Below are 23,759 nucleotides of genomic sequence, written 5' to 3'. Positions count from 1 at the left end.
ATTATTTTAATCCTAGTAAAGCTATATGATTAAATCACGACGAGAGATTTCGGGCAATGCACCTACCAAGACAGGCCACCCGCCCCGAAAACGAAAGGAACGTTCGTATGACCGAAAAGAGCACGCTCCTGTCCGTACAGGGGCTTACCGCCTCAGCCAACGAAACAGTTATTCTCGATGCCATACATTTGGATATCGGATCAGGTGAAACCCACGTCATCATGGGTCCGAACGGCGCCGGCAAGTCAACGCTCGGCCACGTTGTCATGGGCAGTCCCGTCTACACGGTCGAAAGCGGAACGGTGGAATTCGACGGCCAGGACATCACCGACCTCGCCCCGGACAAGCGCTCGCGCGCGGGGCTGTTCCTGAGCTTTCAGGCGCCGGTCGAGATACCGGGCGTCCCCGTTTCCAGTTTCCTGCGCGCCACCACGGCGGGTCGCGAAGGGCTCGATATGAAGGGCAAGCTGTTCCGCAAGCACGTGCGCGACCTTGCGCAAGAGCTGGACATGGATCCCGCCTACCTCGACCGAGAGCTGGGCGTGGGCTTCTCCGGCGGCGAGAAGAAGAAGCTCGAGATGTTGCAGCTTTTGCTGCTGCGTCCGAAATTGGCCATTCTGGACGAAACGGACTCCGGCCTTGACGTCGATGCCTTGGGCGTGGTCTCGCGAGGCATCGATGCGTACCGTCGCTCGTGCGAGGGCACGCTGGCCATCATCACCCACAACACTCGCATCCTGGAGCGGTTGGACATCGACCGCGTCCACGTGCTGGTGCGCGGACGCATCGTCGAAAGCGGGGACGCGTCGCTCATCCGCGAGATAGACTCCCACGGTTTCGAGCGCTTCGAGCTCATGGATCAGGCCAACAATGCTCCCGTCGATGTGGCAAGCACCGGTTGCGATGCGCAGCATGGCTGCACCGCAACCGCGTAGGGAGGAAGCCATGACGAAGCAACGGACGCACGTCGACGACATCGACCGCAGCCTCTACGATTTCGCAAACGACGAAACCGGCATCGAGCGCCTTGATGCGGGCCTTACACCGTCCATCGTGCGCGAGATCTCCGAACGCAAGAACGAGCCCGCATGGATGCTGGACTTTCGCCTGCAATCCCTCGATACGTACCATCGCATGAAAAACCCTGACTGGGGACCCGGGCTGGACGGCCTTGACATGGACGACATCGCCACGTACGTAAAGCCCCGCACGGAAATGCAAAGCGACTGGGACAGCCTTCCCGACGACGTCAAAAACACGTTCGACCGCCTGGGAATACCCGAAGCGGAGCGCGAGTACCTTGCCGGCGTGGGAGCGCAATACGATTCCGAGCTGGTCTACCACAGCATGCAAGACACCGCGGCCGGTATGGGCATCGTCTACTCCGGCATAGAAGAGGCGCTGTTGAATCCGGATTGGGAGCCGCTCATCAAGGAAAAATTCATGACGCTCATCCCGCCCACCGATCACAAGTTCGCCGCGCTGCATGGCGCAGTATGGAGCGGCGGATCGTTCGTCTACGTTCCGAAGGGCGTGAAGCTCGACTTCCCCCTGCAAAGCTACTTCCGCTTGAACGCGAAGGGAGCCGGCCAGTTCGAGCACACGCTCATCATCGTGGAAGACGGTGCTGACCTGCACTTTATCGAGGGCTGTTCCGCCCCGAAGTACAACGTGGCCAACCTGCACGCCGGCGCGGTGGAGCTGTTCGTCGGCAAGAACGCGCGCCTGCGCTATTCGACCATCGAGAACTGGTCGAAGAACATGTACAACCTCAACACCAAGCGCGCCCGCGTAGACGAAGGCGGATCCGTGGAATGGATCAGCGGATCCTTCGGCAGCCACGTGGGCTACCTCTATCCCATGTCCATCCTTGCCGGGCGGAAAAGCACCTGCACGTTCACCGGCATCACCTTCGCCGGAGCGGGGCAGAACCTCGACACGGGCTGCAAAGTGGTGCTTGCCGCGCCCGACACGTCCGCGTCCATTGAAACGAAATCCATCTCGAAAGGCGGCGGCATCTCGACGTTCAGGTCGTCCATCGTAGCTACCGAAGCGGCGAAGGGATCCGCAGCCAGCGTGTCGTGCCAGTCGCTCATGCTCGACGACCTCAGCCGCTCGGACACCATCCCGGCCATGGACATCCGCTGCAAGCACGTGGACATCGGCCACGAGGCCACCATCGGCCGCATCGGAGACGACAAGGTCTTCTACCTGATGAGCCGCGGCGTATCCGAGGAAGAGGCGCGCACGATGATCGTGAACGGCTTCGCCGACCCCGTGTCGAAGGAGCTGCCCCTTGAGTACGCCGTGGAAATGAACAACCTGATCAAGCTTGAAATGGAAGGGGCCATCGGATAATGGAAACCCTCACGATAGAACACGCGAACGCCATGCCCGCCCCCACGTGGCACAGGCTTCGCATGAACGATGCGGACATCGAGCTGCCCGCCAACTTGAAGCATGCGCGCTGCGTGGAGACGCTTGCGCCGTCGTCGCTCGTCGGCAAGGCGAACGCGTTCGACCATGCGCTCGAACGCGCCCAGGCAGCGCTCGACGAAAGGACGCCCGCGTCGGAAGCCGAGCCTCGAGCCATCGTCGCGGCAGCCTGCGGCACGACCGACCCCGCCGACCTGGACGTTCCCGCGCTTACCCCCTTTCAGCAGGTCGCCGCTGAAAGAGAACTTGAAAACAGCATGGTTGAGGCGTTTGAAACGGGCATGGGCCGTCAAGCACGGGAATATCTTGAATTCGCGGCAGGAGAGCCCATCGTGCTGGCCACAAGTCCTGGGGAAACCGCGCGCGCATCCATTCGCATCGAAGGCGTTGACGGCGCGGTCAACGCAGCCGCCATCGACCTGGTCGCGGCGCCGAACTCGTCGCTTGCGCTTACCGTCACGATGGACTCCCCCCGTGCGGGCGAAGGCGTGGTCGGGACGCGCATCCGCGCGTTCGTCGGCGAAAACGCCCGCATCGACCTTGTTTGCACGCAAACGCTCGACGACTCCTGGACGGCGCTCGACGACACCGGCATCGTGCTCGACCGAAACGCCCGCATGACCGTGCGCCACGTCGTGCTGGGCGCGGGCCGCAGCTACACGGGCCTCGCAGCCGACCTGCGAGGAGACGACGCGCGCCTGGATGCGGACACGCGCTACCTGGGACACGCCCAAGAGCAGCGAGACTTCAACTACGTGGCGCATCAGCGGGGCCGACGCACCACCTGCGCCTTCAACGCCAACGGCGTGCTGGCCGGAGCGTCCTCGAAAACGCTGCGCGGGACCATCGAGCTTGTGCACGGATGCAAGGGGTCCGAAGGGTCCGAGCAGGAAACCGTGCTTCTTGCCGACGAGCGCGTGGAGAATCGCACGGTGCCCGTGATCCTCTGCAACGAAGACGACGTAGCCGGAAACCACGGTGCCACGATCGGGCACGTACGCCCGGAGCAGCTGTTCTACCTGGCCAGCCGAGGGGTGTCCCCCGACGCAGCCGAGCGTCTGTTCGTCACCGCCACGTTCGAAGAGGCGGCGCTCAGCGCCAAGGACGACCAAGCGCGCGCCGCCGTAACCCGCCTAGCCACTGCGCGCGGAATCGTTTTCGAGGAGGCAACCGCATGAGCGTCGACATCGCCGCCAATCCGTACCGCAAGGACTTTCCGCTGCTCGAGGCAAACCCGAGCCTGGCGTTTCTGGACAGCGCCGCCACGGCGCAGCGGCCCGCTGCGGTTCTGGACGCCCAACGCGCATTCTACGAGACCATGAACGCGAATGCCCTGCGCGGCCTCTACCGGCTTTCAGTGGACGCCACCCAGGCCATCGACCAGGCTCGTGCGAGCATCGCGCGCTTCATCGGCTCGCACGATGCGCGCGAGCTGGTGTTTTGCCGAAACGCCAGCGAAGCGCTCAACCTGGTCGCAAAGGCTTTCGCACCCACGGTGCTCGAGCCGGGCGACGAAGTGTGCGTCACCATCATGGAGCACCATTCGAACCTCGTCCCGTGGCAGCAAGCATGCCGCAAAGCAGGGGCCAGCCTCGTGTACCTGTACCCCAACGAAAACGGCGTGATCACGGACCAGGAGCTGGATGCCAAAATAGGGCCGAAGACCAAGATCGTGGCTGCCGCGCACGTATCGAACGTTCTCGGCATCGAGAACCCTCTGGCGGCCATGGCCGAGCGCGTCCACGCTCAGGAGGGCTACCTGGTGGTCGACGGCGCCCAGTCGGTGCCCCACATGCCTGTGGACGTGCACGCGATTGGCTGCGACTTCTTCGCGTTCTCGGCGCATAAAGCGTTCGGACCCTTTGGCGTGGGCATGCTCTGGGGCAGCCTGGATCTGCTTGAAGAGATGCCTCCGTTTCTCACGGGCGGCGAGATGATCTCGTCGGTCACGCAGATCGATGCCGTCTGGGCTCCCGTGCCCGAAAAGTTCGAAGCGGGCACGCAGGACGCCGCGGGCATCGCCGCATCCGCTGCGGGCATCGCGTACATCGAGAGCATCGGCTGGGATGCCGTGCAAGCGCGCGAGCAGGCGCTCGTGCGCGCATGCATGGATCGTTTGGCAAAGCTTCCCTACGTCCGCGTTCTCGGTCACCCCGACCCGGCGCAGCATCATGGCGCCATCAGCTTCAACGTAGACGGCATACACCCGCACGACGTGGCCAGCATCCTCGACGAGCACAACGTTGCGATCCGTGCTGGTCAACATTGCGCGCAGCCGCTGCTGACATGGCTGGGAGAAGAGTCGTGCTGCCGAGCCTCGTTGGCGCTCTACAACGACGAAAGCGACATCGAGGCGCTGATCGCCGGGCTGGAAACCGTATGGAGGACTTTCAATGGCTAGCATCTACACCGCAGCGCTCATGGAGCACAACGCGCACCCCGACTACAAGTACCAAATGGACGAGCCCACGTGCACGCACGACGGCGTGAACCCCAGCTGCGGCGACGAGCTGACGCTGGCGCTGCGCCTAAACGGAGACGTGATCGAAGAAGCCGCCTTCACCGGCCACGGCTGCGCCGTGAGCCAGGCGGCAGCCGACATGATGGCCGACCTGATCACCGGCGAAACCATCGCCGAAGCGCAGCGCCTTTCCAGCCTCTACCTGGACATGATCAAGGGTCGCCCGCTCACCGACGAGGAGCGCGCCGACCTCGACGAGGCCGCCGAGCTCGAGTCCATCGCCCGCATGCCCGCCCGCGTCAAGTGCGCCGAACTCGCCTGGCGCACGCTGGAGAAGCTGCTCGAGCAGGAAACGGAGGCAGGACGCAAGGCGCAGTGACGTCGAAACGACAGCGCGCACTCGTTCCACCACTGCACGGGTCGTGCGGATGCTTTTGGCAAAGAAGGGGCGCCTCCGTCAGACGGGGGCGCCCCTTTCATGCCGCTACTCGGCATAGTCGTGGAGCACAGCCTCGATGTTGTTGCCCTCGAGGTCGTAGACGAACGCCGCATAGTAGCCAGGATGATAGTCGCGGAGACCGAACGCGCCGTTATCGGCGCCACCAGCGTGAAGCCACAACCGACTCTACACAGCACCCTCTCCGATTTCGTCATCGCGCTCCGCCAGGCAGCGCTCCAGCATCCTCTCGATTTCGCCTACGTCGCGCTCCCTACCCCTGCTGTCGGTTGGCAACCTGAGCAGCGGGAGCCCGCACCGCTTGAGAATCGCATCCTTCATCCGATCCCGTTTGTACTGCTTTGTACCTTCCTTGTGGAATCGCCAGGCATCGACCTCGACGGCCAACAAAGGACGCTTGTTCATCTCGCGGAAGAAGAGGAAATCCACGTGCGTGCGCGGATCCCTCACGTACCTCTCCTCGAGCGGCGAAAGGGAGATGCCCTCGCCTACCAACGTGGACAACCCCACATGGCACCGGAACGACACCCGCGCGAAACGACCCGTTGCGAGCATATCCTCCAAAGCCGTCGCCATGAGGTTCTCGGAATCGTAGCGGGAGACACGCGGATACTTGCCCAAATACCTCGCTCGCTCTTCGGCGTATTCCTTGTACAGCAGGTCGAACACGGACCTGATGTTGCTCTGGACGATTTTGAACCCGTTGTACTCGATATAGCGTGCAAGCTCCTCGATGTCGTTGTCCTTACGTCCGCGAGGATTCTGCGACGCGACGACGCGAAGTTTCTTGACCGCACGAGAAACCGCGACGTTGACCATTTGGGGGTCGCCGACGAAGGCTCCAATGTTGTTTTCGACAGTGGAGAGTATGATGGCGTCGTTCTCGCGTCCTTGGAACTTATGAACCGTCGCCACGGAAACGCCTTCGGGGACCGCCTTTTTCAGCTCGCACACCTGGGGGTTGAACGGCGCGATCACGCCGATGCCCCGAATCTCCGAATCGACCAGCTCGGGAATGATCTCGTCGCACACCACAGAGACTTGGCGCATGTTCCTGCGCCCTCGCTCGTGGTTGCCTGGCACGGTGCGATGGAAGGAGAGCACGTCCCGCTCGCCCTCGTCCTTCGTCATAATGACAAGATCGTCGTCGTAGTACATCTTGTTGCAGAAGCCGATAATTCGAGGATGACAGCGATAGTGCTCTTTGAGCAAAGTCGGCTCCAATGCAGGCCAAAGGCCGAGAACCGACGTGAGCATGCTATGCTTCGCATAGCGGTAGCAATCCGGGACGCGATATTTATCGGCAATACGGTCGGTTTCGTCCGCGCGCTCCCTCTTCACCACATTGGCAAGCTGCTTATGATCGCCGACAACGACCACGTTTTTAGCGCATGCGAAAGCCAAAGCTCCAGCCGCCACGCTTATCTGGGAAGACTCGTCCATGAGAACGCTGTCGTACCTGAAGCCTGGACCGAGGGAAGTCGTGATCGAATGCGTGGTGCTCAACACCACCGGATACTCCTCCGCGAACGCCGCTGATCCGCTCCGCAAGCTCCTTAGCTCGAACGTCCTACGATCCCGATTCGGCGAGTAACGCTTTGCAAGCTGGGCTTTGAACGCCCGCATGGACTTCTCCTCGATAGTCGCCATGTTCGCCTCGAAGTCGTACGACCTTTCCTTTAGGAGGCGAGCCTCGTCCCTCAACTCTCTGAGTTTCGCCCGATAGAACGCGTCTTGCAGCAAAGGCACAACGAGGAAGTCGTCGCGCTCGATCGCATCGAGGTAGAACCCGCCGAAGAAGGCCCTGACGTAGGCGCGGTACAGAAAACCAACGGAGCGGCCCTCCTCGACGCGTCGACCTTCCCGCACCCAAAAACGCAAGATGTTTCGTGAAGTCCGTCCGAAGCGCGGATCATGAGGCTCGACTGCTCCCTTGCCAAGGCTCTCCGCATAGTCCTTGAAGTACTCGTATTCTCTTTCGTACGCGATTATCGATGCCTCGATTTCGGCGAGGCGCCCGCGATCTTCGAGAGCTCGCCCCAATCCGCTCACCAGCTCTCTCACCTCGGCGATAAGTCTTGCACCTTCAAGCCTCACCGCCCCGAATAGGAGGCGGACGAGAATCGCCGCCGGACACCAGACGATCAACAGCACCAAGCCCGTCGACAAAACCATCGCGGCGGATGTCGGGCCCATGACGCCGGCGAGAACCCCAACGATCCCGATCATCGGCGAGCCATCGCAGAACGCCGCGACCACCACTGCGCACAATAATATGCACAACGCCTGATCGACGCCGAAAACGGCCAGCGACGAGCCGATTCGCTTCTCGAGTCGAGCCTTGCCGAAATCTATGAGCGCATGAGATATCGACAAGATGAGCCAAGCAAGGACGATACCGTCAAGCGGAAGCGTTACGGAAACGAAAAACGCCATGCACAGCGCATAGCATCCGCAATGAAAATATAGCAGCAAGATATATTGCTTTTACTAGTACCAATGTTTTTTTTGCTAATATCAAATAGCAACAAAAAACATTGCCGTTGCACGTTAGCGCGCAATGGACGAACCAGATGTCTGGGAGAGTCGCGAACCGCGGAGCCGTAACGCGGCATTTCAAGATATTGTCGCCCGAAACGGACGGTTTTCGGCTCGATTCCGTCCGTTTCGGGCGACAATGCATCTCACAACAAGAAGGGTCCGCCGCAGGTCGTTCGAACCTGCGGCGGACCCTTCTTGCTGCATCGTCGCCGAACGCTAGAAATCGAACATCGCCGTCGAGAGGTAGCGCTCGCCTGTATCGGGAAGGATCACCACGATGGTCTTCCCCTCGTTTTCCGGGCGGCGCGCCAGCTCGGTGGCGGCGGCCACGGCCGCTCCCGAAGAAATGCCCACGAGCAGGCCTTCCTTCGCCGCCAGCTCGCGCCCCGCCGCGAAAGCGTCCTCGTCGGCCACGGTGATCACCTCGTCGTACACCTCGGTGTCCAGCGTGTCGGGCACGAAGCCCGCGCCGATGCCCTGGATCTTGTGCGCGCCCGCGCGTCCCTCGGACAGCACCGGCGAAGTCGCAGGCTCCACGGCAACTACGCGAACGTTCGGGTTCATGCGCTTCAGGTACGCGCCCGTGCCGCTCACCGTGCCGCCCGTGCCCACGCCCGCCACGAAGATGTCCACATCGCCGCCGGCAGCTTCCCAGATTTCCGGCCCCGTGGTGGCCTCGTGCACCGCCGGGTTCGCCGGATTCACGAACTGGCCGGGAATGAACGAATTGGGAATCTCGGCCGCCAGCTCGTCGGCGCGCGCGATGGCGCCCTTCATGCCCTGCGCGCCCTCGGTCAGCACGAGTTCCGCACCGTATGCCTTCATGAGGTTGCGGCGCTCGACCGACATCGTTTCCGGCATGGTGATGATAAGGCGCATGCCGCGCGCAGCGGCGATAGCAGCCAAACCGATGCCGGTGTTTCCCGACGTAGGCTCGATGAGCACGGTGTCCTGGTCGATAAGCCCATCGGCCAACGCCTGGTCGATCATGGCCTTCGCGATGCGGTCCTTCACCGACCCGCCCGGATTGAACGATTCAACCTTGCCGACGATCTTCGCCTTCAGGTTGTGGTTGCGCTCGTAATTCGTCAGCTCCACCAGCGGCGTAGCGCCGATCAGCTCCGACACGCTCTTGTAAACCGTCATATCTCGCCCGCTTTCTCATCTGCGCCCGGCAAGCTCCCGGCCGACAATCGGCCTCAACCCCAGGCTTCCCTTGTGTCGCAGTAAATCCTACTTTCTTTATAGGTTTTAGTCAAGAACCCCTTCCGGCAAAATCTCGAATCCCTCGGCATCCAACTCCGGCGCGCCCTCGGCACGTCGCCGGGCAACCAGCCGCTTCGCTGCAGGAATGGACGCCAGCAGCGCCGCTCCCATGACGACGCTCGCCACGATGACCATGATCCACACCGGCGCGAACGACAGGTAGGCGTCGAACATCACGCCCGACACCACCGCTCCCACCGCGGCGCCCAAAAGCTCGAACGCCGTGACAATGCCCGTCACCGTGCCAAGATCCTTCTTGCCGTACTCCTTCACCACCATGATAGGCGGCGCCACCGTGCCCATGCAGGTGGCGAACCCGAAGAACAAGCAGGCCAAAATCGGGCCCCAGTCGGTAGCGGGAAACAGAAGCATGACACCGGCCAAAACCGACGTGATCGTGCCGAGGATCGTACCCGTGCGCATGCCCCATCGATCGTAGATGGCGCCGAGCGCCACCTTCGCCACGATGACCACCGCCAGGTAGAACGACCATACGCTGCCGGCCCACAGGGTCGAATGGCCGCCGGTGACCACTTCGGTGCCCCCTACGGTCACGCTCGTCATGTTCGCAATGGAGTTCGTGATGATGCAGCCGTTCGTGATGCCCATGGCCACGAACCCGATCACCAGCAACCAGAACGCCGAGCTCGAGCGCAAGGTCTTCCATCCCACCGAAACGTTAACGGGAACGTCGGGCGAGCGATCTTCCTTCACCTCCTCGACCTGGCCCGCGCCGTAAGGGACCATGCCCTTGTCGCTCGGGCGCGTGCTGAACGTCGCCAGCACAAGCGGCAGCGCAGCCACGAAGCACACCACGGCCAGCAGTAGAAACGTCGCACGCCAGCCCGACGCCTCGATCATGGCGCTCGTAGCCGGGGAGAGCACCACCCCGCCAAGACCCGATCCTGAAAGCGCGATGGACACTGCCAAGCCGCGCTTGAGCGTGAACCAGTTCGAGATGACCACCGAAACCAGTAGGCGCGTGCCCGCGACCACCACCATGCCAGCCACCACGCACAGCGCGTACAACTGCCAGGCGGCCGTGATGAACGAGAGTCCCACCAGCACAAGAGAGCTGGTCAGCACCGTCACCGTACCCAGCACGCGCGCCGAGCACGTATCGGTAAGCCGCCCGATCACCAGCGACGCGAACACCGCAACCACCGTGGTGATGGAAACGCCCGTGTTGAATTGCCCCACCGTCAACCCTAGGTCGCGCACGATATGCGTCTGGAACAACGGGATGCAGTTCACGAACACCGTGTAACACGTCGCCATGATCAGCAGGCCGCCCGCAACGATCCACCACCCGTAGAAGATCTTCCCCTCGCTCGACCCCTTTTCAGCCATGCTTCCTCATTTCCCCAGCTTATCCAAATGCCGAATGAACTCGATGTAGAACCCCACTCCGCGCTTGAACGCGTCCACGTCCAAATTCTCGTCTTGCCCGTGAATACGCGTGCGCTGATCGCCCTTGAACAAGATGCCCGCGAACCGGTACGTGCGCGGGCACGCGCGGGCAAAATGACGCGCATCGCTGCAGCTGGTTTGCACGTACGGCGCGATGCCCGCCTCGGGATAGACCGCGTGAATCACGCGACGCAGATAGTCGAACGCCGGGTCGTCCTCAAACGGCGAGACCGGAGACGGCTCGCTGACCTCGAACAGCTCGTACGCGGTATCCTCGTCGAAGCGCTGCTTGATGCGAGAAAACGCATCGTCGACGGTCTCGCCGGGATCGACGCGCACGTTAACGGTGGCTTTCGCCTGCTTGGAAATCACGTTGTGCGCCTTCGATCCCTCAAGCTGCGTGAGCGCGTACGTGGTGCGAACCATGGCGGCCGTTTCGGGGTCGCGCTGCATGATGCGAACCACTAAAGGCCGAAACAGCCACAAGTTGCCGAACACCAAGCGCAGGCCGAAGCCGCCGCGCGCGGCCAGCTCCTTGAGCATGGCCGCCACCGGATCGGACAGGCGCGACGCGGGAGGATTCTGCTGCAATCCGTCCAACCCCGCCACCAGCTTCGCCGCGGCGTCTTCAAGCGAAGGGGTTGCCGCATGGCCCCCTGCGGAGCTCGTGGTGACGCGCGCGTTGAAAATACCCTTTTCCGCCACGCCCACAACGGCGAATTGGCCGCTCACGCCTAGCGGAGGGTTGTCGATAACCGCCCCGCCTTCGTCAAGCACCAGGTAAGGAACTCGCCCGATGCCCTTCAGGTACTCGACCATGCGCGGAGCCGTGTCGCCGCCGTCCTCTTCGGTGTTCGACGAGAAGAAGTAGATGTCGCGCGGAGGAACGTATCCTTCCGAAAGCAGTTGCTCGGCCGCCTCAAGAAGCCCGGCCCAGATGCACTTCGTATCCACTGCGCCGCGCGCATAGATCTTCCCGTCCGCAATGTCGGCGGCGAACGGATCATGCGACCATCCATGCGGGTCGGCCTCCACCACGTCGTGGTGCGCCATGAGCACCACCGGGGCAAGCGCGCGATCGGATCCTTTCCAAAGAAGCGAGATGCCGTATCCGTCGATCATTTCAAGATCCATAGACGCGAACACGCGCGGATACAATCGGCGCAGCTTGGGCACGAACTCGTCGAAAGCGCTGTGGTCGGCCTCGGGGTTGCCCGCACCCCACACGGTAGCGCTGCGAAGCATTTCGCGAAAACGCTCGACAGCCTCATCCGATCCCATCGCCTGACTCTCCGGCAACGGATCGGAAACGGGCGTCGGCCTAAGCCTTACGGCATTCACCGTCAATACGACTGCGAACAGCGCGACAATCGCAACAGCAAAAACGAACACGGTCATATACGAACCCTTCTCTGCGGCACCATGCGGCCATTATAGACCCAACTGCTATAATCCCCCGCAAGGGGAAGGGGATCGGATGGCGCTCATCGACAGGGTTCACGGAACAGCGGGCATCAAAATCATCGTAGGATCGGCGTTTCTTTGGGCCTGGCTCGACGCGCTGTTCATGAGCGCGTTCTTCACGGCGCCCGACACGAAAGGGCTCACGGCCGAGTTGGCCGCCGTGGCCGTGTTCGGCTTCAGCGCATTCGGATACGCAGCAGCCCTCAAGAAACCGGCCGCGATCAACAAGCTCATCGCCGGGAAGCGTTTGCCTCTGATCGCAGCCTTGTTAGGAACCGCAGGTTCTTTGCTGCTCGTGTTTTCGGGCTTCGGATTCGGTTGGATGCCGCTTGCCATCGGAAGCGCGCTCGTCGCCCTGTTCGTCGCCGTGTTCCAGATCGGATGGGGTGCCGCGTACTGCCAAGAAGGGACCCGCACCGCCACGCCCTACGTCGCCGGCGCCTTCGCATGCGCCGTCGTCATCGACACGCCCATGCTCTTCATGATTCCGGAAGCGTCTGCGGTGTTCTTCTCGCTGTTGCCCCTTATTTCGGGCCTGACCTTCACCACGGTGCCGCCCGACCAGCGAACCTATCGCCGAACCACGGAAAGCTCGGTCCCCGCGAGGCGCGGCGTGCGTGCCCACCTGAAAACCCACCTGGGAATCTCGATGATGCTCCTGTGCGCCGCGGCGCTCGTGCTGACCAGCTTCGGGTACTTGCAGCACCTCGTTTCCTTCTCGTCCGTCGCCAGCAACGGATCGCCCGGCGGCGTGATCGTGCAAGTGGCCCGCGGCATAGCCGCCATCCTCATGTTCGGCATCGTCTGCATCGCCCCGCAGCGAGCGAGCGCCGTTTATCGCGTGGGGCTGCTGGCAATGATCGCCGGATTCATGATGATGTCGTTTCTGTTCGGCTCCGAGTTGTTCTGGATTGCGGGAGCGGTCATCATCAGCGGCTACACCGCCTTCGATCTGCTGGTATGGGTCGTTTTCTCCCAGATTGCCCACACGCAGTCCCGCGATCCGCTCAAAACCGTCGCCGCCGTGCGATTGCTTGCGGTCATCTGCTACGTCGTGGGCGCCCTTGCGGGCATCCTTTTGGTGGGCAACGACCAATCCACGCACGCGTTCGTCTTCCAGGAAACCACGGCCATCGGCTATCTGGTGGTCATCGCAACCGTGCTGCTGCTCAGCAGCGAGGACATCTGGATGCTGTTCGGCTACACTGCACGCGCAGGGTCGGCCAATCAGGAAGGACTGGGGCAGGAGGAACGCCTTGCCGCATGGTTCGACCGTATTGGCCTTACCGCGCGCGAGCGCGACATCGCGTCGCTTCTGGCCGCCGGTCGCACCCAACCCTGGATCGCCGACTGCTTGAGCATATCCGAGAACACGGTGGGAACCCACGTGCGCCACATCTACCAGAAAGCGGACGTCCACAATCGCCAAGAGTTTATCGACCGCGCCATTTCACCTGATCATCCAGCATCACCTGAATCACGTGACCGCGACTCAAGCGTCACGGATGTCACCTGATATTCCAAAATACGGGCATTCGGGCGTTGCGCGGCGCAACCCCTATCCCCCATCTTGAAGCCACGCGAACGAACTCGCGTGCCGCGCTTCTTCGCATCGGCGAGGAGCGCGGGAGGGATTGAAAGGGAAGGGGAATTCCATGGAAATCAATCGCAGGAACTTCTTGAAGGGCGCGCTCGTCACCGGCGCCGCAGCAGCGGCCGCCGTTGCGCTGCCGGCGTGCAGCCCCGCCGCTCCGTCCGACTCGTCGGCCGACGCAAGCGGCTCGGCTCAAAGCGGCGCAGGCGCGAAGCATACGTGGGAAGTCGCTCCCGAGCCCATCGCCGACATCGCCGAGACGCAGGACTTCGACGTAGTCATCGTGGGCGCCGGCCTCGCAGGCGTCAACGCTGCGGAAGCGGCAGCGCGCAACGGCGCCAAAACGGTGGTCATCGAACGCAACACCGGCATCTCCATCCGCGGCGTGGACGTAGGCCACATCGGCAACAAGTACCACAAGTCGAACGGCTTCGACCTGGATCCGCGCGTGGCCACGCGCTACCTGCACCACGCGTCTCACCAGACCACGAACTACGACCTCATCTACGTATGGGCCTCGCGCTCCGGCAAGGTGTTCGACTACATCGAGGAGCTGGGCGCAGCGAACGGCGTGAGCATGGTGCCCGCGCTTTCCGGTACCGCCAAGTACGGCAACTGGTCCAAGCTTTCCGACAACTGGCGCGTCTACCCCGATGCCGTGTCGTTTGTGCGCGGCGGCGAAACGTACGACATGCGCGACGACGGGCAGCCCGTCAACATCACGTTGGGCGAGCTGGTATACGATTCCGCCAAGAAGAACGGCGCCGAGTTCGTGTTCGAAGCGCGCGCCGAGCAGTTGGTGGGCAATGCGCAAAGCGGCATCACGGGCGTTGTCGCAACCACGAAAGACGGCAAGCACGTGCAGTACAACGCCAAGAACGGCGTCATCCTGGCCACGGGCGACATCGGAGGCAACCAGGAGATGGTAGACGTGTTCTGCCCCATCTCGAACCGCTCGGACGCGAACGTGTACGCCCCCGCCGGCTTTAACAACGGCGACGGCATCCTCATGGGATGCTGGGCGGGCGCGGCCATGTCGAAAAGCCCCGCTGCGCCGATGATTCACCAGTTCACGCTCGACACGCTTGAGTTCAACCTCACGTCCTTCATCATGAGCTGGCTTGCGGTCAACGCCAACGGCGAGCGCTACGGCGCCGAGATGCCCTTCGAGCCCATGTTGACCAACGCCCGCATGAACACGCCCGGCAACGTTGCCTGGTCCGTCTTCGACAGCGACTACGAGACGTACGTCATGCAGCAGCAGCCCGAGCGCTTCGATCGCTTCACCGACGGCCTGGACGCCGTCATGGAAAAGTGGCTGGGCAACGGCAAGCTCATCAAGGCCGACACGCTCGACGATCTGGCGAAGCAGCTCGACATCCCGGCGGACGCGTTCAAAGCCACCGTGGAACGCTACAACAGCATGGCCGAAGCCGGCGAGGACATCGACTTCGACGTGCCTGCGCAGTGGCTCGCACCGGTCAAGACCCCGCCGTTCTACGCGACGAAGAACGTGTGCAGCACGCTGACCATCCCGTTCGGCCTGCACGTGAACGCCGACTCCCAGGTGCTCACGGCGGAAGACCAGCCGATCGACGGCCTGTTCGCCATCGGCAACGTGCAGGGCGACTTCTTCGGCAACGACTACCCCGTGCACTGCCCCGGCGTCAGCCATGGCCGCTGCGTGACGTTCGGCCAGCTGGTCGGCGAAGCGTGCGCGAAGGACACGGTCATCAGCAAGATCTAGCGCAACCGAGCATCACCGCACTCCCTCCCGCGAAAAGGCCGCATCAAGCGGCCTTTTCGTCATCTTGGATCTTGGAATGTCGAGCGAAAAGCAACAAGGGCGCCCTCCGTTCTCTTGCAGCGGCAAGGAAGATACCCTGCGCCGTCCTGCAACGCCGCGCCCCTACAACGCCGTGCCGCGCGTTGGCACGTAGAGGCCCTTCATGTTCGCGCCCTCGTGCTCGAGCAGCCAGATTTTGCGCTCGATGCCGCCCGCGTACCCCGTAAGGCTGCCGTCCGACCCGACCACACGATGGCACGGGATGATGACGGAAATGGGATTATGCCCAACGGCTCCGCCCACTGCCTGGGAAGACATCTTCTCTCTGCCGTCTTCTTGCGCGATCTCGCACGCCAGCTCGCCGTACGTGCGCACGCAACCGTAGGGGATCTCCATGAGCTTGCGCCAGACGCGCAGCCGAAACGCGGTGCCGTTCGGCTTCAAGGGCAGCTCCGCGATCGCAGGCTGCTCGCCAGCGAAGTACCGATCGAGCCAATCCTTCGCCTGCGCGAATATCGGCAGATCGTCGTTCGGGGCCATTTCGCCGTTCACGGTGCCGCCGAAGTACTTCTGCCCCGTCATCCACAGCCCGACGATGCTCTCGCCGTCGCTCGCAAGCGTGACTTCGCCGAACTCGGGGTGAGCGTAGTTCGTCCGATATACCATGCGCGTTCCTTTCGTCCATTCGGCAAGCGAATCCCGCAGGCAGCCGCCCGCGCACCCGCGCGCAGACCCTTCTCGCACAAGTCTACCGCGAAAAGGGCGCTACTGCCCCGCCGCTCGCTGTTCGGCCAAAAGCAGATCCACCATGCGTCCGTAGCTTTGCATGCCGTCGGCTTGGTCGTTCGCCTTCAGGTACGTATCGTTGGCTGCGTTGGAGACGTTTTGAACCGGCCCCTCGTACTTCGCCCAATGCTGCGCGCGCTCAGCAAGATCGCGCTGCACCGCCGCCGACAGTCCCAAGGAAATCGCACTTGCCGCATCCGAGTCGACCCTCCGCAGCGCCGAGATGACGTTGTCGTACGCCAGCACGTATCCGCTGTAGCGCATCAGCGCGTCATCGGATTGCCTGCACGCCAAATACGCGACGAAGTTCGCTTCGTCCTCGCGCATGAATCCGCACTGGTGCGCCAGTTCGTGCGCCATGGTCCAGGGGATCACGAACAGCGGATTGTCCACGTTGATATTCGATTCCATCGTGAAGGGGAAGAACATGCCGCCGATGTTCGCGTACGACAGCAGCTTGGAGGCGATCACCGGTTTCGGCGGCGAGTACAGCGGCCGCTCCAACGCCGGATACTGCTCGGCAAGCTTGCGCATGGCCTCGACCGACTCCCGCGCGTAGCGCTCGAACTGGCCCGGCTGGGCGTCGAACAGGTCCGCGTCGTCGCCCAGCTGCGCCCGGGTTCGCCCCAACTCGTCAGCAAGCGAAGCGGCAAGCGCCACAAGCTCTTCCTGGCGCTGCGCGGCATCGACGCCGGCTTCCTCCACATCGTAGCCAGCGTGCTCGGCGAAGGTATGCCGATAGTAATTCAGCCCGCACAGCGCCGTGAACAGGAAGTACACCGTGCAGCAGATGGCCGCCGCGCCCATCGCGGCGCGGTACGCCACCATAAGCCGCTCCCCCCTGCCCACAACGAGCTTGCGAACGTAGAAGCCCAGATAACCTGCGCAAAACAGCAGGAACAGCGCCACGACCCACTCGGCCACCGAGAACCTTGCAAGCGAGGGCAGAAACCCCACGACCGACGACAACGCCGGGTACGCCGCCTGGCTGTACGCCTGCTCCGTCCAGTCGGGATGCTGCCGCGCGTACGCGGTCGTCGCCAGCGCGACAGCCCCAAGCGGAAGGAACAGCATCCGCTTGAGCAAGAAGTCCCGCACACCGCGCTTCGATTCGTTGGTTTCCATACGGGACAGTATACCCGCGCCGTCAAACCGCAAGGTCGTCAACCGGTCAAGAACGACCCGCGAGCAAGCCGCGTCCCTACAGGTCGTCCACCAGCGCGCTCGACTTCGCGTAGGCGGTGCTGCGCGCCTCGAAGAAATCCGTCTTGATCATGTTCGCGTTCGCGAACTGGCTCACCCACGACATGCTCTCCGGCTCGCGCTCGTGGCCTTCGTACAAGGGATCGAACCCCAACTGAGCGCAGCGAAGGTTGCCCAGGTACTGAATGTAGTCGGTCACCATCTGGCGGTTAAGGCCGGCCACGTCGTCGCCGATGGCGTAGTGGCCCCAACGAATCTCCTGCTCGCACCCCTCCTTGATCATGGCGCGGTACTCGTCGATCAGCTCGGGCGTGAACAGCGCGGGCTCTTCCTCCTTGAGTTCCAACAGGATGTTGCGGAACAGCCACAGGTGCGTGTTCTCGTCGCGGTTGATGTAGCGAATCTCCTGCACCGATCCCGGCATGAGGTTGTTGCGGCCCAGATTGTAGAAGAACATGAAGCCGCTGTAGAAGTACACCCCTTCCAAAATGTAGTTCGCCACCAGCACGCGCGCGAGCGCTTCAGGGCTCTTGTCGTCCTGGAACTCGTTGTACAGGTCGCCGATGAACTCGTTGCGCCTCAGAAGATGCTCGTCCTCCTTCCACTGGTACAGCACGTCGTTGCGCTCTTGCGGCTCGCAGATGGTATCGAGCATGTAGCTGTAGCTTTGGCTGTGCACGGTTTCCTGGAACGTTTGGATGGCCAGGCACAGGTTCACCTCGTTGGCGGTGATGTACTCGCCCACGTTGGGCAGGTTCGCCGACTGCAGGCTGTCAAGGAAGATGAGAAACGACAGGATCTTGTCGTAAGCGCGCCGCTCGGGCGCGGGCAGCTTGCGGTAATCCTTGATGTCCACGCCAAGGTTGATCTCCTCGGGTATCCAGAAGTTGTTCATGGCCTGGCGGTACCAGTCGCTGGCCCATTCGTACTTCATGTTGTTGAAGTCGTTGAGGTTCGTCGTGTTCCCGCCGATCATCCGCCGGTCGAGCACATCGGTGTCCCCCAACGGGTTGAACAGGGGCTTCTTCTTGAGTTGAGACATTGCAGGCTATCTCCTTCCATGCGCCCGCAGGGCGCATATCAACGCGCAGGTTGGCGCAGTAGGTCAGCGAGGGGCACCAGGGTGCCCCGCCCCCTTCGGGGACTTGCTTCGCGGCGCAGCCTGTCGGCAGGTTCCGGCGGCCGACAGGCCGACGGAACCATCACGACGAGCACGCTTCGCACTCTTCCACTTCCAAGCTCTTCGAACGCACGTAGTAGATGGTTTTCACGCCCTCTTCCCAAGCCAGAAGATACAGGTCGAGCACGCGGCGGAACGTGTACTCGTTGGTGATGTACAAGTTCATGCTCTGCGCTTGGTCGATATGGCGCTGACGCGCGCCGCACGCGCGCACCGACCACGTCTGATCGATAAGATGGGCGTTCTTGTAATACCAGAACGTGTCCACCGACAACTCGGGCGCAACGCGCGGCATGAGCCCGTTTTTCTTCTCCTCCAAAAAGTAGCGGTTCATAACCGGATCAAGTCCCGCCGTGGTACCGGCAATGATGCTCGTGGAACTGGTGGGCGCCACAGCCAGAAGGTAGCCGTTGCGAAGGCCGTGCTCGGCCACGTCGCGCGCAAGGTCCGCCCAGCGCCCGTCGGTCAAGCCCCTGTCGAGAAAATACTCGCCCGTCTGCCAGCCGCTCCCCTCGAAGAACGCGTACGAGCCCTTTTCCCGCGCGATGGCGCAGCTGGCGCGCACCGCAGCGTAGTGCACGTCGCCGAACACGCGATCAGCGAACGCCAGATGCTCCTCGCTTTCCCATCGAATGCCGTTTTTCGCCAGCAGATGATGGTAGCCGCTCACGCCCAAGCCCACGGGTCGGTACTGGCGGTTGCTGATCTGCGCGTACGGCACCGGGAAGAAGTTGAGGTCGATGACGTTGTCCAGCGCGCGCACCGCGCTCTCGGTGATCTGCGTCAATTCGTGCGCATCGTCCATGTCGATATGCCCCAGCGACAAGCTTGCCAGGTTGCACACCACAAACGCTCCGGGCTTCGTCACCGTCACTACCACCTGCTGGCCGTCAACGTCTTCGATGCGCTGCTCGATCTGCTCGATAGCCTCCATGTTCTGCGCGATTTCGGTGCACAGGTTGCTGCAATAGATCACGCCCCGATGCTTGTTCGGGTTCGCTCGGTTCACCGCATCGCGGTTGAACGTGAACGGCGTTCCCGTCTCCACCGCGCTCTTGATGATCAGCCGGATGACATCCTTGATGGGAATGACCCGCTTCTTGATGCGCGCGTCGGCCACGCATTCCAAGTACTTGCGCGTCCATTCCTCGCCGAAGCAGTCCTCCAGCGCGTAGCCCTTCACCGCAAGAATCTCGTGCGGGCACATGAGGTACCAGTCGCCTTCGATGTTATCGCGCGCCTGCTGCCAAAAGTAGTCGGGATAGCACACGGCCGGGAACACGTCGTGCGCCTTCATGCGATCATCGCCGTTGTTCGTGCGCAACGCAAGAAACTCCGGCAGATCGCGATGCCACGCATCCAGGTACACCGCCACGGCGCCCTGGCGCATGCCCAGCTGATCGACCGCCACCGCCGTATCGTTAGCCAGGCGAATCCACCGGATAACGCCGCCGGCCGCACCGTCGAACCCGCGGATGGCGCTGCCCGAAGCGCGCACCTTGCCGAAGTACAAGCCCATTCCGCCGCCGTACTTGCTCACTTTCGCGAAGTTGTCGATGCTGCGGTAGATGCCGTCCAAACTGTCGGGCACCGTATCGATAAAGCACGACGACAGCTGATGAAACGGCTTGCGCGCGTTCGACAACGTGGGCGTAGCCATGGTCACCTTGAGCGTGGACAGCATGTCGTAAAACCGACGCACCCACTGCATGCGGTCCTCCACGCGCTCCTTCATAGCCAGGTGCAGCGCAATGCCCAAAAACATCTCTTGCGGCGATTCGAGCGGCGCGCCTTGATGAGTGCGAATGACGTAGCGATCAAGCAGCAGCTGCAAACCCGCGTACGTGAACAGGTCGTTGCGGCGAAGATCGATGAACGCCGCGGCTTCATCCAGTTCGGCCGGCGTGTAGCTTTGCAGGATGTAGTCGCCGTACAGGCCCTCTTCCGCAAGGTAGGCAACCTTTTGCGCGAAGCCGTCAATGCGGCGCACGGCCATGCGCTCAGCAAGCGCACGCTCGAATTGAAGCATGAGCAGGCGCGCGGCGATCATCTCCCACCGCGGAGCCTCCTGCGTGGTCAGCTCGACCGCCGCCTTGATGAGCATGGCAAGCTTCTGGTCGTCCGAAGCCTCGGGCTTCGCGAACGACTGGAACTTCGCCTGCAAATGCGCAAGCTCGTATTCCTCCTCGGGAAACTCTTTTTGCGCGGCGGCAAGCGCCTCGGCCAAGCCGGAAACGCCCGCGAGCTGCGCGCACAGCTTCTCGCGCGCCATCCGTTTGCGCGCGCGCTCTTCGCGATACAGGATGTAGCTTTTCAGCTCTTGGTAATAATTAGCCTCCATAAGAGCGCGCTCCACCAAGTCCTGCACGTCTTCAACGGCAACGGCGCCGTCGCGAGAAACGGCCTCCATAGCGCGTTCGACGTTCGCCACGAGACGCGCCGCCTCGTCATCGGTCAAAGCGCTGCCCACGCTGCGGAACGCCGCGCCCATGGCGCGCTTGATCTTGCCGGCGTCGTACGGCTCCGTCGTGCCGTTGCGTTTGGAAATCTGCATGATGGTCCGTGTCCTTTGCACTCTTGCGGTTGGAACATCCATCCTAGCACGATATGTTGCTAAAATCACAACATATTGGGGAACGAATAGGCAACGCACGCTATCGGTGCGACGAGGATCCGAAGGGCCCGCGAAGAAAATCGAACGTTGAGCTGGCCGATCCTCCAGGTGGAGCGCCAAAATCGCACCCTTTCCCGCATGTCGCTGCCCAAAGCACAACGACCCGACCGTGATCTGCGCTCCGACGAGCCCGTTGCCAGAGCGCAGATCACGGTCGGGTCGCCCCGCCTGCCGACTAGCCCACCAAGTCGAGCAGAGTCCCCAGGTTCTTCTTGCCGAAGCTCACGCGTTCGCCGTCGTTCACCACGACGCACGGCACGCTCATTACGTTGAAGCGCTCCTTCAAGTCCGGGAAGTGGTTCAAATCGTACACATCCGCGCGCACGTGAGGGTTCTCCGCCGCGATACGCTGCGCGGCCACCACCGTGTCCGGGCACATCGTGCACGAAAGCGACACCAGCACCTTCAGGTCGATCGGCCGAGAGATCGCCGCGATGGCCTCGCGCGACTCGTCGTCGATAGGCTGCCCCGGACCCGCGGCGTTGTACAAGCCCAACACGAACGAGGTGAACTCGTGGCCTCCGGGAACGCCGTGGAACGCCAGGCCCGTCGCAGTCCCGTCCGCCCGATGCACCCGCACGCACGGGGCTTCGGCCTCTTCACCCGCATCCTCGCTCACCTCGACCGACAGCTTGTCCGTCAAGCGCGCAAGCTCCTCCATGTAAGCTCGAAGCTCTTCGGACGCAGCGCCTTCGCCTAGCGAAAGACGCAGCACAAGCGAGCTCTCCATGCGCCCGAACACCGCATCCAACTGCGCGCGAGCCGCCTGGTCGAACAGGCCGCCGCCCTCCTGAGACGCGTTCGCGGCAACGGGCAAGCTTGCCGCCCGTGCCGTCGCACGATCGGGCCGCACGGGAACCAAGCCCGTCCGCTCCTGCATCGCGGCCACGTAGCGCTCCATTTCCGTGGCGGCAAGCGCAGCCTCGCCCGTAGCCGTAACCACCTGGCGCAGCGCCTTTACGCACACGTCGCCTGCAGCGTACAAGCCCTCGACGCTCGTGCGCTGCGATCGGTCGGTCACGATGTAGCCGAATTCGTCAACCTCCGCCGCCTCGCGCACCAGCTCGGTTGCAGGCTCGTATCCGGCGAACACGAACACGCCGAGCGAATCGCCCTCGGAGGCGCAACGCTTCGTCACCTCGCCGGTTGCAGTGTCGCGATAACGCACGCACCGAACGGCGTCGTCACCCGAAACTTCCTCCAGCTGCGTATGGGGCAGCACCGTTATCTTGTCGTGGGCACGCGCCTCGTCGGCAACCGAAGAGGCGCAGGTGAAATCATCCGTAACCATGAGGATGGTCACATGCGTCGCGTACTTGGTCAGAAACACGCTCTCCTCGGCGGCCGCGTAGCCGCCGCCCACCACGAACACTTCCTTGTCCTGGAAGAACTCGCCGTCGCAGGTGGCGCAGTACGCCACCCCGCGCCCTTGGAACGCGTCTTCGCCCGCAAAGCCCACGCGACGAGGATGCGCGCCCGTGGCAAGCAGCACGGCAAAGCACTGCAGGTCGCCGCGCGTGGTGCGCACGGTTTTCACGTCGCCTTCCAGATCAACGCCCACCGCCTCGGCCAGCAAGAACTCCGCGCCGAACGCTTCGGCTTGGCTGCGCATGGACTCCGCAAGCTCCTTGCCGCTCGAGCTCGGCACGCCAGGATAGTTTACGATCTCCGAGGTAATGGTTATCTGCCCGCCAAAATGGTCTTGCTCGACGACGATCACCCGGTAGCGGGCCCGGGCCAGGTACAACGCGGCGGTGAGCCCCGCAGGCCCACCGCCAACGATGACGGCGTCGTAAAGCGTCTGCTCGTTCGCCATATTCGGAAGAACTACAGCTGACCGACCAGGTCCAAGCTGGGCTTGAGCGTTTCAGCGCCGGGTTGCCACTTCGCAGGGCACACCTCGTCGCCGTGCTCGGCCACGAACTGGCTGGCCTGCACGCGACGGAACAGCTCGTCGGCGTTGCGGCCCACGTTGCCCGCGGTCACTTCGTACGCGACGATCTTGCCGTCGGGATTCACGATGAAGCTTCCGCGCTCGGCCAGGCCGTCCTCTTCGATAAGCACCTCGAAGTCGCGCGCCAGGGCATGCGTCGGGTCGGCCAGCATGGGGTACTGGATCTTCTGAATGCGCTCGGAAGCGTCGTGCCACGCCTTATGCACGAAATGGGTGTCCGTGGAAACGGAGTAGATCTCGCACCCGGCGGCCTTGAACTCGTCGTACTTGTTGGCCAGGTCCTCAAGCTCGGTGGGACACACGAACGTGAAGTCGGCCGGGTAGAAGAAGAACACGCTCCACTTGCCCAGGACGTCGCCCTTGGTCACCGTCTTGAATTCGCCATCCTGAAACGCCTGCACGCTGAAATCGGCTACCTCTTTGTTGATCATAGACATGCTGAGCTCCTATCCACTAATGATATTGATTACTGATAAGGTCTTGCGGATATGATACTGCATCTATGCCATTTTGCTATGCGCTTCACAACATGCGCACAAGGGAGGAA

General features: G+C 62.4%; 18 protein-coding genes. 7 read left to right on the top strand and 11 right to left on the bottom strand.

All coding sequences use genetic code 11. The annotated features are described in order from the left end of the window. Nucleotides 1-107 precede the first annotated feature (107 nt). From sufC to sufU, 5 genes are read left to right on the top strand one after another with little or no spacing between them, the layout of a single operon-like run. A complete protein-coding gene (sufC, locus tag ACTQZK_RS07035) occupies nt 108-935 on the top strand; it encodes a Fe-S cluster assembly ATPase SufC (RefSeq protein WP_418831176.1) in 828 nt (275 codons plus the stop codon). Between the two features lie 10 nt (nt 936-945). Next, nucleotides 946-2,358, top strand: a complete 1,413-nt coding sequence (sufB, locus tag ACTQZK_RS07030; protein ID WP_114567509.1) for a Fe-S cluster assembly protein SufB — start codon at nt 946-948, stop codon at nt 2,356-2,358. After that, the gene (locus ACTQZK_RS07025; protein WP_441899076.1) at nt 2,358-3,614 is read left to right on the top strand and encodes a SufB/SufD family protein; all 1,257 of its coding nucleotides are present in this window, start codon (nt 2,358-2,360) and stop codon (nt 3,612-3,614) included. Before sufB ends, ACTQZK_RS07025 begins: the two co-directional genes overlap by 1 nt. Further along, nucleotides 3,611-4,837 carry an aminotransferase class V-fold PLP-dependent enzyme gene (locus tag ACTQZK_RS07020; RefSeq protein ID WP_441899074.1) on the top strand — a complete coding sequence of 409 codons (1,227 nt, stop codon included), beginning with the start codon at nt 3,611-3,613 and terminating at the stop codon, nt 4,835-4,837. Before ACTQZK_RS07025 ends, ACTQZK_RS07020 begins: the two co-directional genes overlap by 4 nt. Continuing rightward, complete coding sequence (sufU, locus tag ACTQZK_RS07015; protein ID WP_441899073.1) at nt 4,830-5,276, top strand: Fe-S cluster assembly sulfur transfer protein SufU; 447 nt, start codon at nt 4,830-4,832, stop codon at nt 5,274-5,276. Before ACTQZK_RS07020 ends, sufU begins: the two co-directional genes overlap by 8 nt. A 105-nt stretch (nt 5,277-5,381) precedes the next feature. On the opposite strand, the gene ACTQZK_RS07010 is transcribed toward sufU, so the two are convergent. The 5 genes from ACTQZK_RS07010 to ACTQZK_RS06990 form a co-directional block, all read right to left on the bottom strand. After that, nucleotides 5,382-5,516 (bottom strand): hypothetical protein, encoded by a 135-nt coding sequence (locus tag ACTQZK_RS07010; protein ID WP_255713267.1) that lies wholly within the window; start codon nt 5,514-5,516, stop codon nt 5,382-5,384. Between the two features lie 6 nt (nt 5,517-5,522). Further along, nucleotides 5,523-7,829, bottom strand: a complete 2,307-nt coding sequence (locus ACTQZK_RS07005) for a DUF3307 domain-containing protein (RefSeq protein WP_441899070.1) — start codon at nt 7,827-7,829, stop codon at nt 5,523-5,525. A gap of 282 nt (nt 7,830-8,111) precedes the next feature. Beyond that, the gene (gene cysK / locus ACTQZK_RS07000; protein ID WP_114567514.1) at nt 8,112-9,041 is read right to left on the bottom strand and encodes a cysteine synthase A; all 930 of its coding nucleotides are present in this window, start codon (nt 9,039-9,041) and stop codon (nt 8,112-8,114) included. Nucleotides 9,042-9,146: 105 nt separating this feature from the next. Then, entirely contained in the window at nt 9,147-10,511 is a 1,365-nt protein-coding gene (locus ACTQZK_RS06995; protein WP_441899068.1) for an MFS transporter, read from the bottom strand. A gap of 6 nt (nt 10,512-10,517) precedes the next feature. Beyond that, nucleotides 10,518-11,969, bottom strand: a complete 1,452-nt coding sequence (locus ACTQZK_RS06990) for a M20/M25/M40 family metallo-hydrolase (RefSeq protein ID WP_441899066.1) — start codon at nt 11,967-11,969, stop codon at nt 10,518-10,520. Nucleotides 11,970-12,048: 79 nt separating this feature from the next. On the opposite strand from ACTQZK_RS06990, the gene ACTQZK_RS06985 reads away from it, so the two are divergent. After that, entirely contained in the window at nt 12,049-13,551 is a 1,503-nt protein-coding gene (locus tag ACTQZK_RS06985) for a LuxR C-terminal-related transcriptional regulator (protein WP_441899065.1), read from the top strand. A gap of 139 nt (nt 13,552-13,690) precedes the next feature. Next, nucleotides 13,691-15,376, top strand: a complete 1,686-nt coding sequence (locus tag ACTQZK_RS06980; RefSeq protein WP_441899063.1) for an FAD-dependent oxidoreductase — start codon at nt 13,691-13,693, stop codon at nt 15,374-15,376. 162 nt (nt 15,377-15,538) lie between these two features. Here the strand turns inward: ACTQZK_RS06980 and ACTQZK_RS06975 are convergent, their stop codons facing one another. The 6 genes from ACTQZK_RS06975 to ahpC all read right to left on the bottom strand — a co-directional run bounded on the left by ACTQZK_RS06975 (nt 15,539) and on the right by ahpC (nt 23,649). Then, a complete protein-coding gene (locus ACTQZK_RS06975) occupies nt 15,539-16,081 on the bottom strand; it encodes a methylated-DNA--[protein]-cysteine S-methyltransferase (RefSeq protein ID WP_441899061.1) in 543 nt (180 codons plus the stop codon). A 99-nt stretch (nt 16,082-16,180) separates the two neighbouring features. Beyond that, the gene (locus tag ACTQZK_RS06970) at nt 16,181-17,326 is read right to left on the bottom strand and encodes a DUF3810 domain-containing protein (RefSeq protein WP_441899059.1); all 1,146 of its coding nucleotides are present in this window, start codon (nt 17,324-17,326) and stop codon (nt 16,181-16,183) included. Between the two features lie 76 nt (nt 17,327-17,402). Beyond that, nucleotides 17,403-18,446 carry a ribonucleotide-diphosphate reductase subunit beta gene (locus ACTQZK_RS06965; protein WP_441899057.1) on the bottom strand — a complete coding sequence of 348 codons (1,044 nt, stop codon included), beginning with the start codon at nt 18,444-18,446 and terminating at the stop codon, nt 17,403-17,405. A 160-nt stretch (nt 18,447-18,606) separates the two neighbouring features. After that, nucleotides 18,607-21,138, bottom strand: coding sequence for a ribonucleoside-diphosphate reductase subunit alpha (locus tag ACTQZK_RS06960; protein WP_441899055.1), 2,532 nt, complete (start codon nt 21,136-21,138; stop codon nt 18,607-18,609). 295 nt (nt 21,139-21,433) lie between these two features. Next, nucleotides 21,434-23,074, bottom strand: coding sequence for an FAD-dependent oxidoreductase (locus ACTQZK_RS06955; RefSeq protein WP_441899053.1), 1,641 nt, complete (start codon nt 23,072-23,074; stop codon nt 21,434-21,436). Nucleotides 23,075-23,085: 11 nt separating this feature from the next. Continuing rightward, nucleotides 23,086-23,649, bottom strand: a complete 564-nt coding sequence (gene ahpC / locus ACTQZK_RS06950; RefSeq protein WP_114567524.1) for an alkyl hydroperoxide reductase subunit C — start codon at nt 23,647-23,649, stop codon at nt 23,086-23,088. Between the last annotated feature and the right edge of the window lie 110 nt (nt 23,650-23,759).

Origin of the sequence: Paraeggerthella sp. LCP19S3_G8, assembly GCF_052119225.1 — a bacterium.
GTDB classification, from domain to species: Bacteria; Actinomycetota; Coriobacteriia; order Coriobacteriales; family Eggerthellaceae; genus Paraeggerthella; species Paraeggerthella hominis.
This window is presented reverse-complemented; position numbering and strand designations above follow the sequence as displayed.

Bases quoted from the DNA above. Each gene is read 5' to 3' on its own strand.
- ACTQZK_RS07025 (WP_441899076.1), top strand. From the start codon at position 2,358: ATGGAAACCCTCACGATAGAACACGCGAACGCCATGCCCGCCCCCACG.
- ACTQZK_RS06995 (WP_441899068.1), bottom strand. From the start codon at position 10,511: ATGGCTGAAAAGGGGTCGAGCGAGGGGAAGATCTTCTACGGGTGGTGG.
- ACTQZK_RS06960 (WP_441899055.1), bottom strand. From the start codon at position 21,138: ATGCAGATTTCCAAACGCAACGGCACGACGGAGCCGTACGACGCCGGC.
- ACTQZK_RS06970 (WP_441899059.1), bottom strand. From the start codon at position 17,326: ATGGAAACCAACGAATCGAAGCGCGGTGTGCGGGACTTCTTGCTCAAG.
- ACTQZK_RS06975 (WP_441899061.1), bottom strand. From the start codon at position 16,081: ATGGTATATCGGACGAACTACGCTCACCCCGAGTTCGGCGAAGTCACG.
- ACTQZK_RS06985 (WP_441899065.1), top strand. From the start codon at position 12,049: ATGGCGCTCATCGACAGGGTTCACGGAACAGCGGGCATCAAAATCATC.
- ACTQZK_RS07020 (WP_441899074.1), top strand. From the start codon at position 3,611: ATGAGCGTCGACATCGCCGCCAATCCGTACCGCAAGGACTTTCCGCTG.
- cysK (WP_114567514.1), bottom strand. From the start codon at position 9,041: ATGACGGTTTACAAGAGCGTGTCGGAGCTGATCGGCGCTACGCCGCTG.
- ahpC (WP_114567524.1), bottom strand. From the start codon at position 23,649: ATGTCTATGATCAACAAAGAGGTAGCCGATTTCAGCGTGCAGGCGTTT.
- ACTQZK_RS06990 (WP_441899066.1), bottom strand. From the start codon at position 11,969: ATGACCGTGTTCGTTTTTGCTGTTGCGATTGTCGCGCTGTTCGCAGTC.
- ACTQZK_RS06965 (WP_441899057.1), bottom strand. From the start codon at position 18,446: ATGTCTCAACTCAAGAAGAAGCCCCTGTTCAACCCGTTGGGGGACACC.
- ACTQZK_RS06980 (WP_441899063.1), top strand. From the start codon at position 13,691: ATGGAAATCAATCGCAGGAACTTCTTGAAGGGCGCGCTCGTCACCGGC.
- sufU (WP_441899073.1), top strand. From the start codon at position 4,830: ATGGCTAGCATCTACACCGCAGCGCTCATGGAGCACAACGCGCACCCC.
- sufB (WP_114567509.1), top strand. From the start codon at position 946: ATGACGAAGCAACGGACGCACGTCGACGACATCGACCGCAGCCTCTAC.
- sufC (WP_418831176.1), top strand. From the start codon at position 108: ATGACCGAAAAGAGCACGCTCCTGTCCGTACAGGGGCTTACCGCCTCA.
- ACTQZK_RS06955 (WP_441899053.1), bottom strand. From the start codon at position 23,074: ATGGCGAACGAGCAGACGCTTTACGACGCCGTCATCGTTGGCGGTGGG.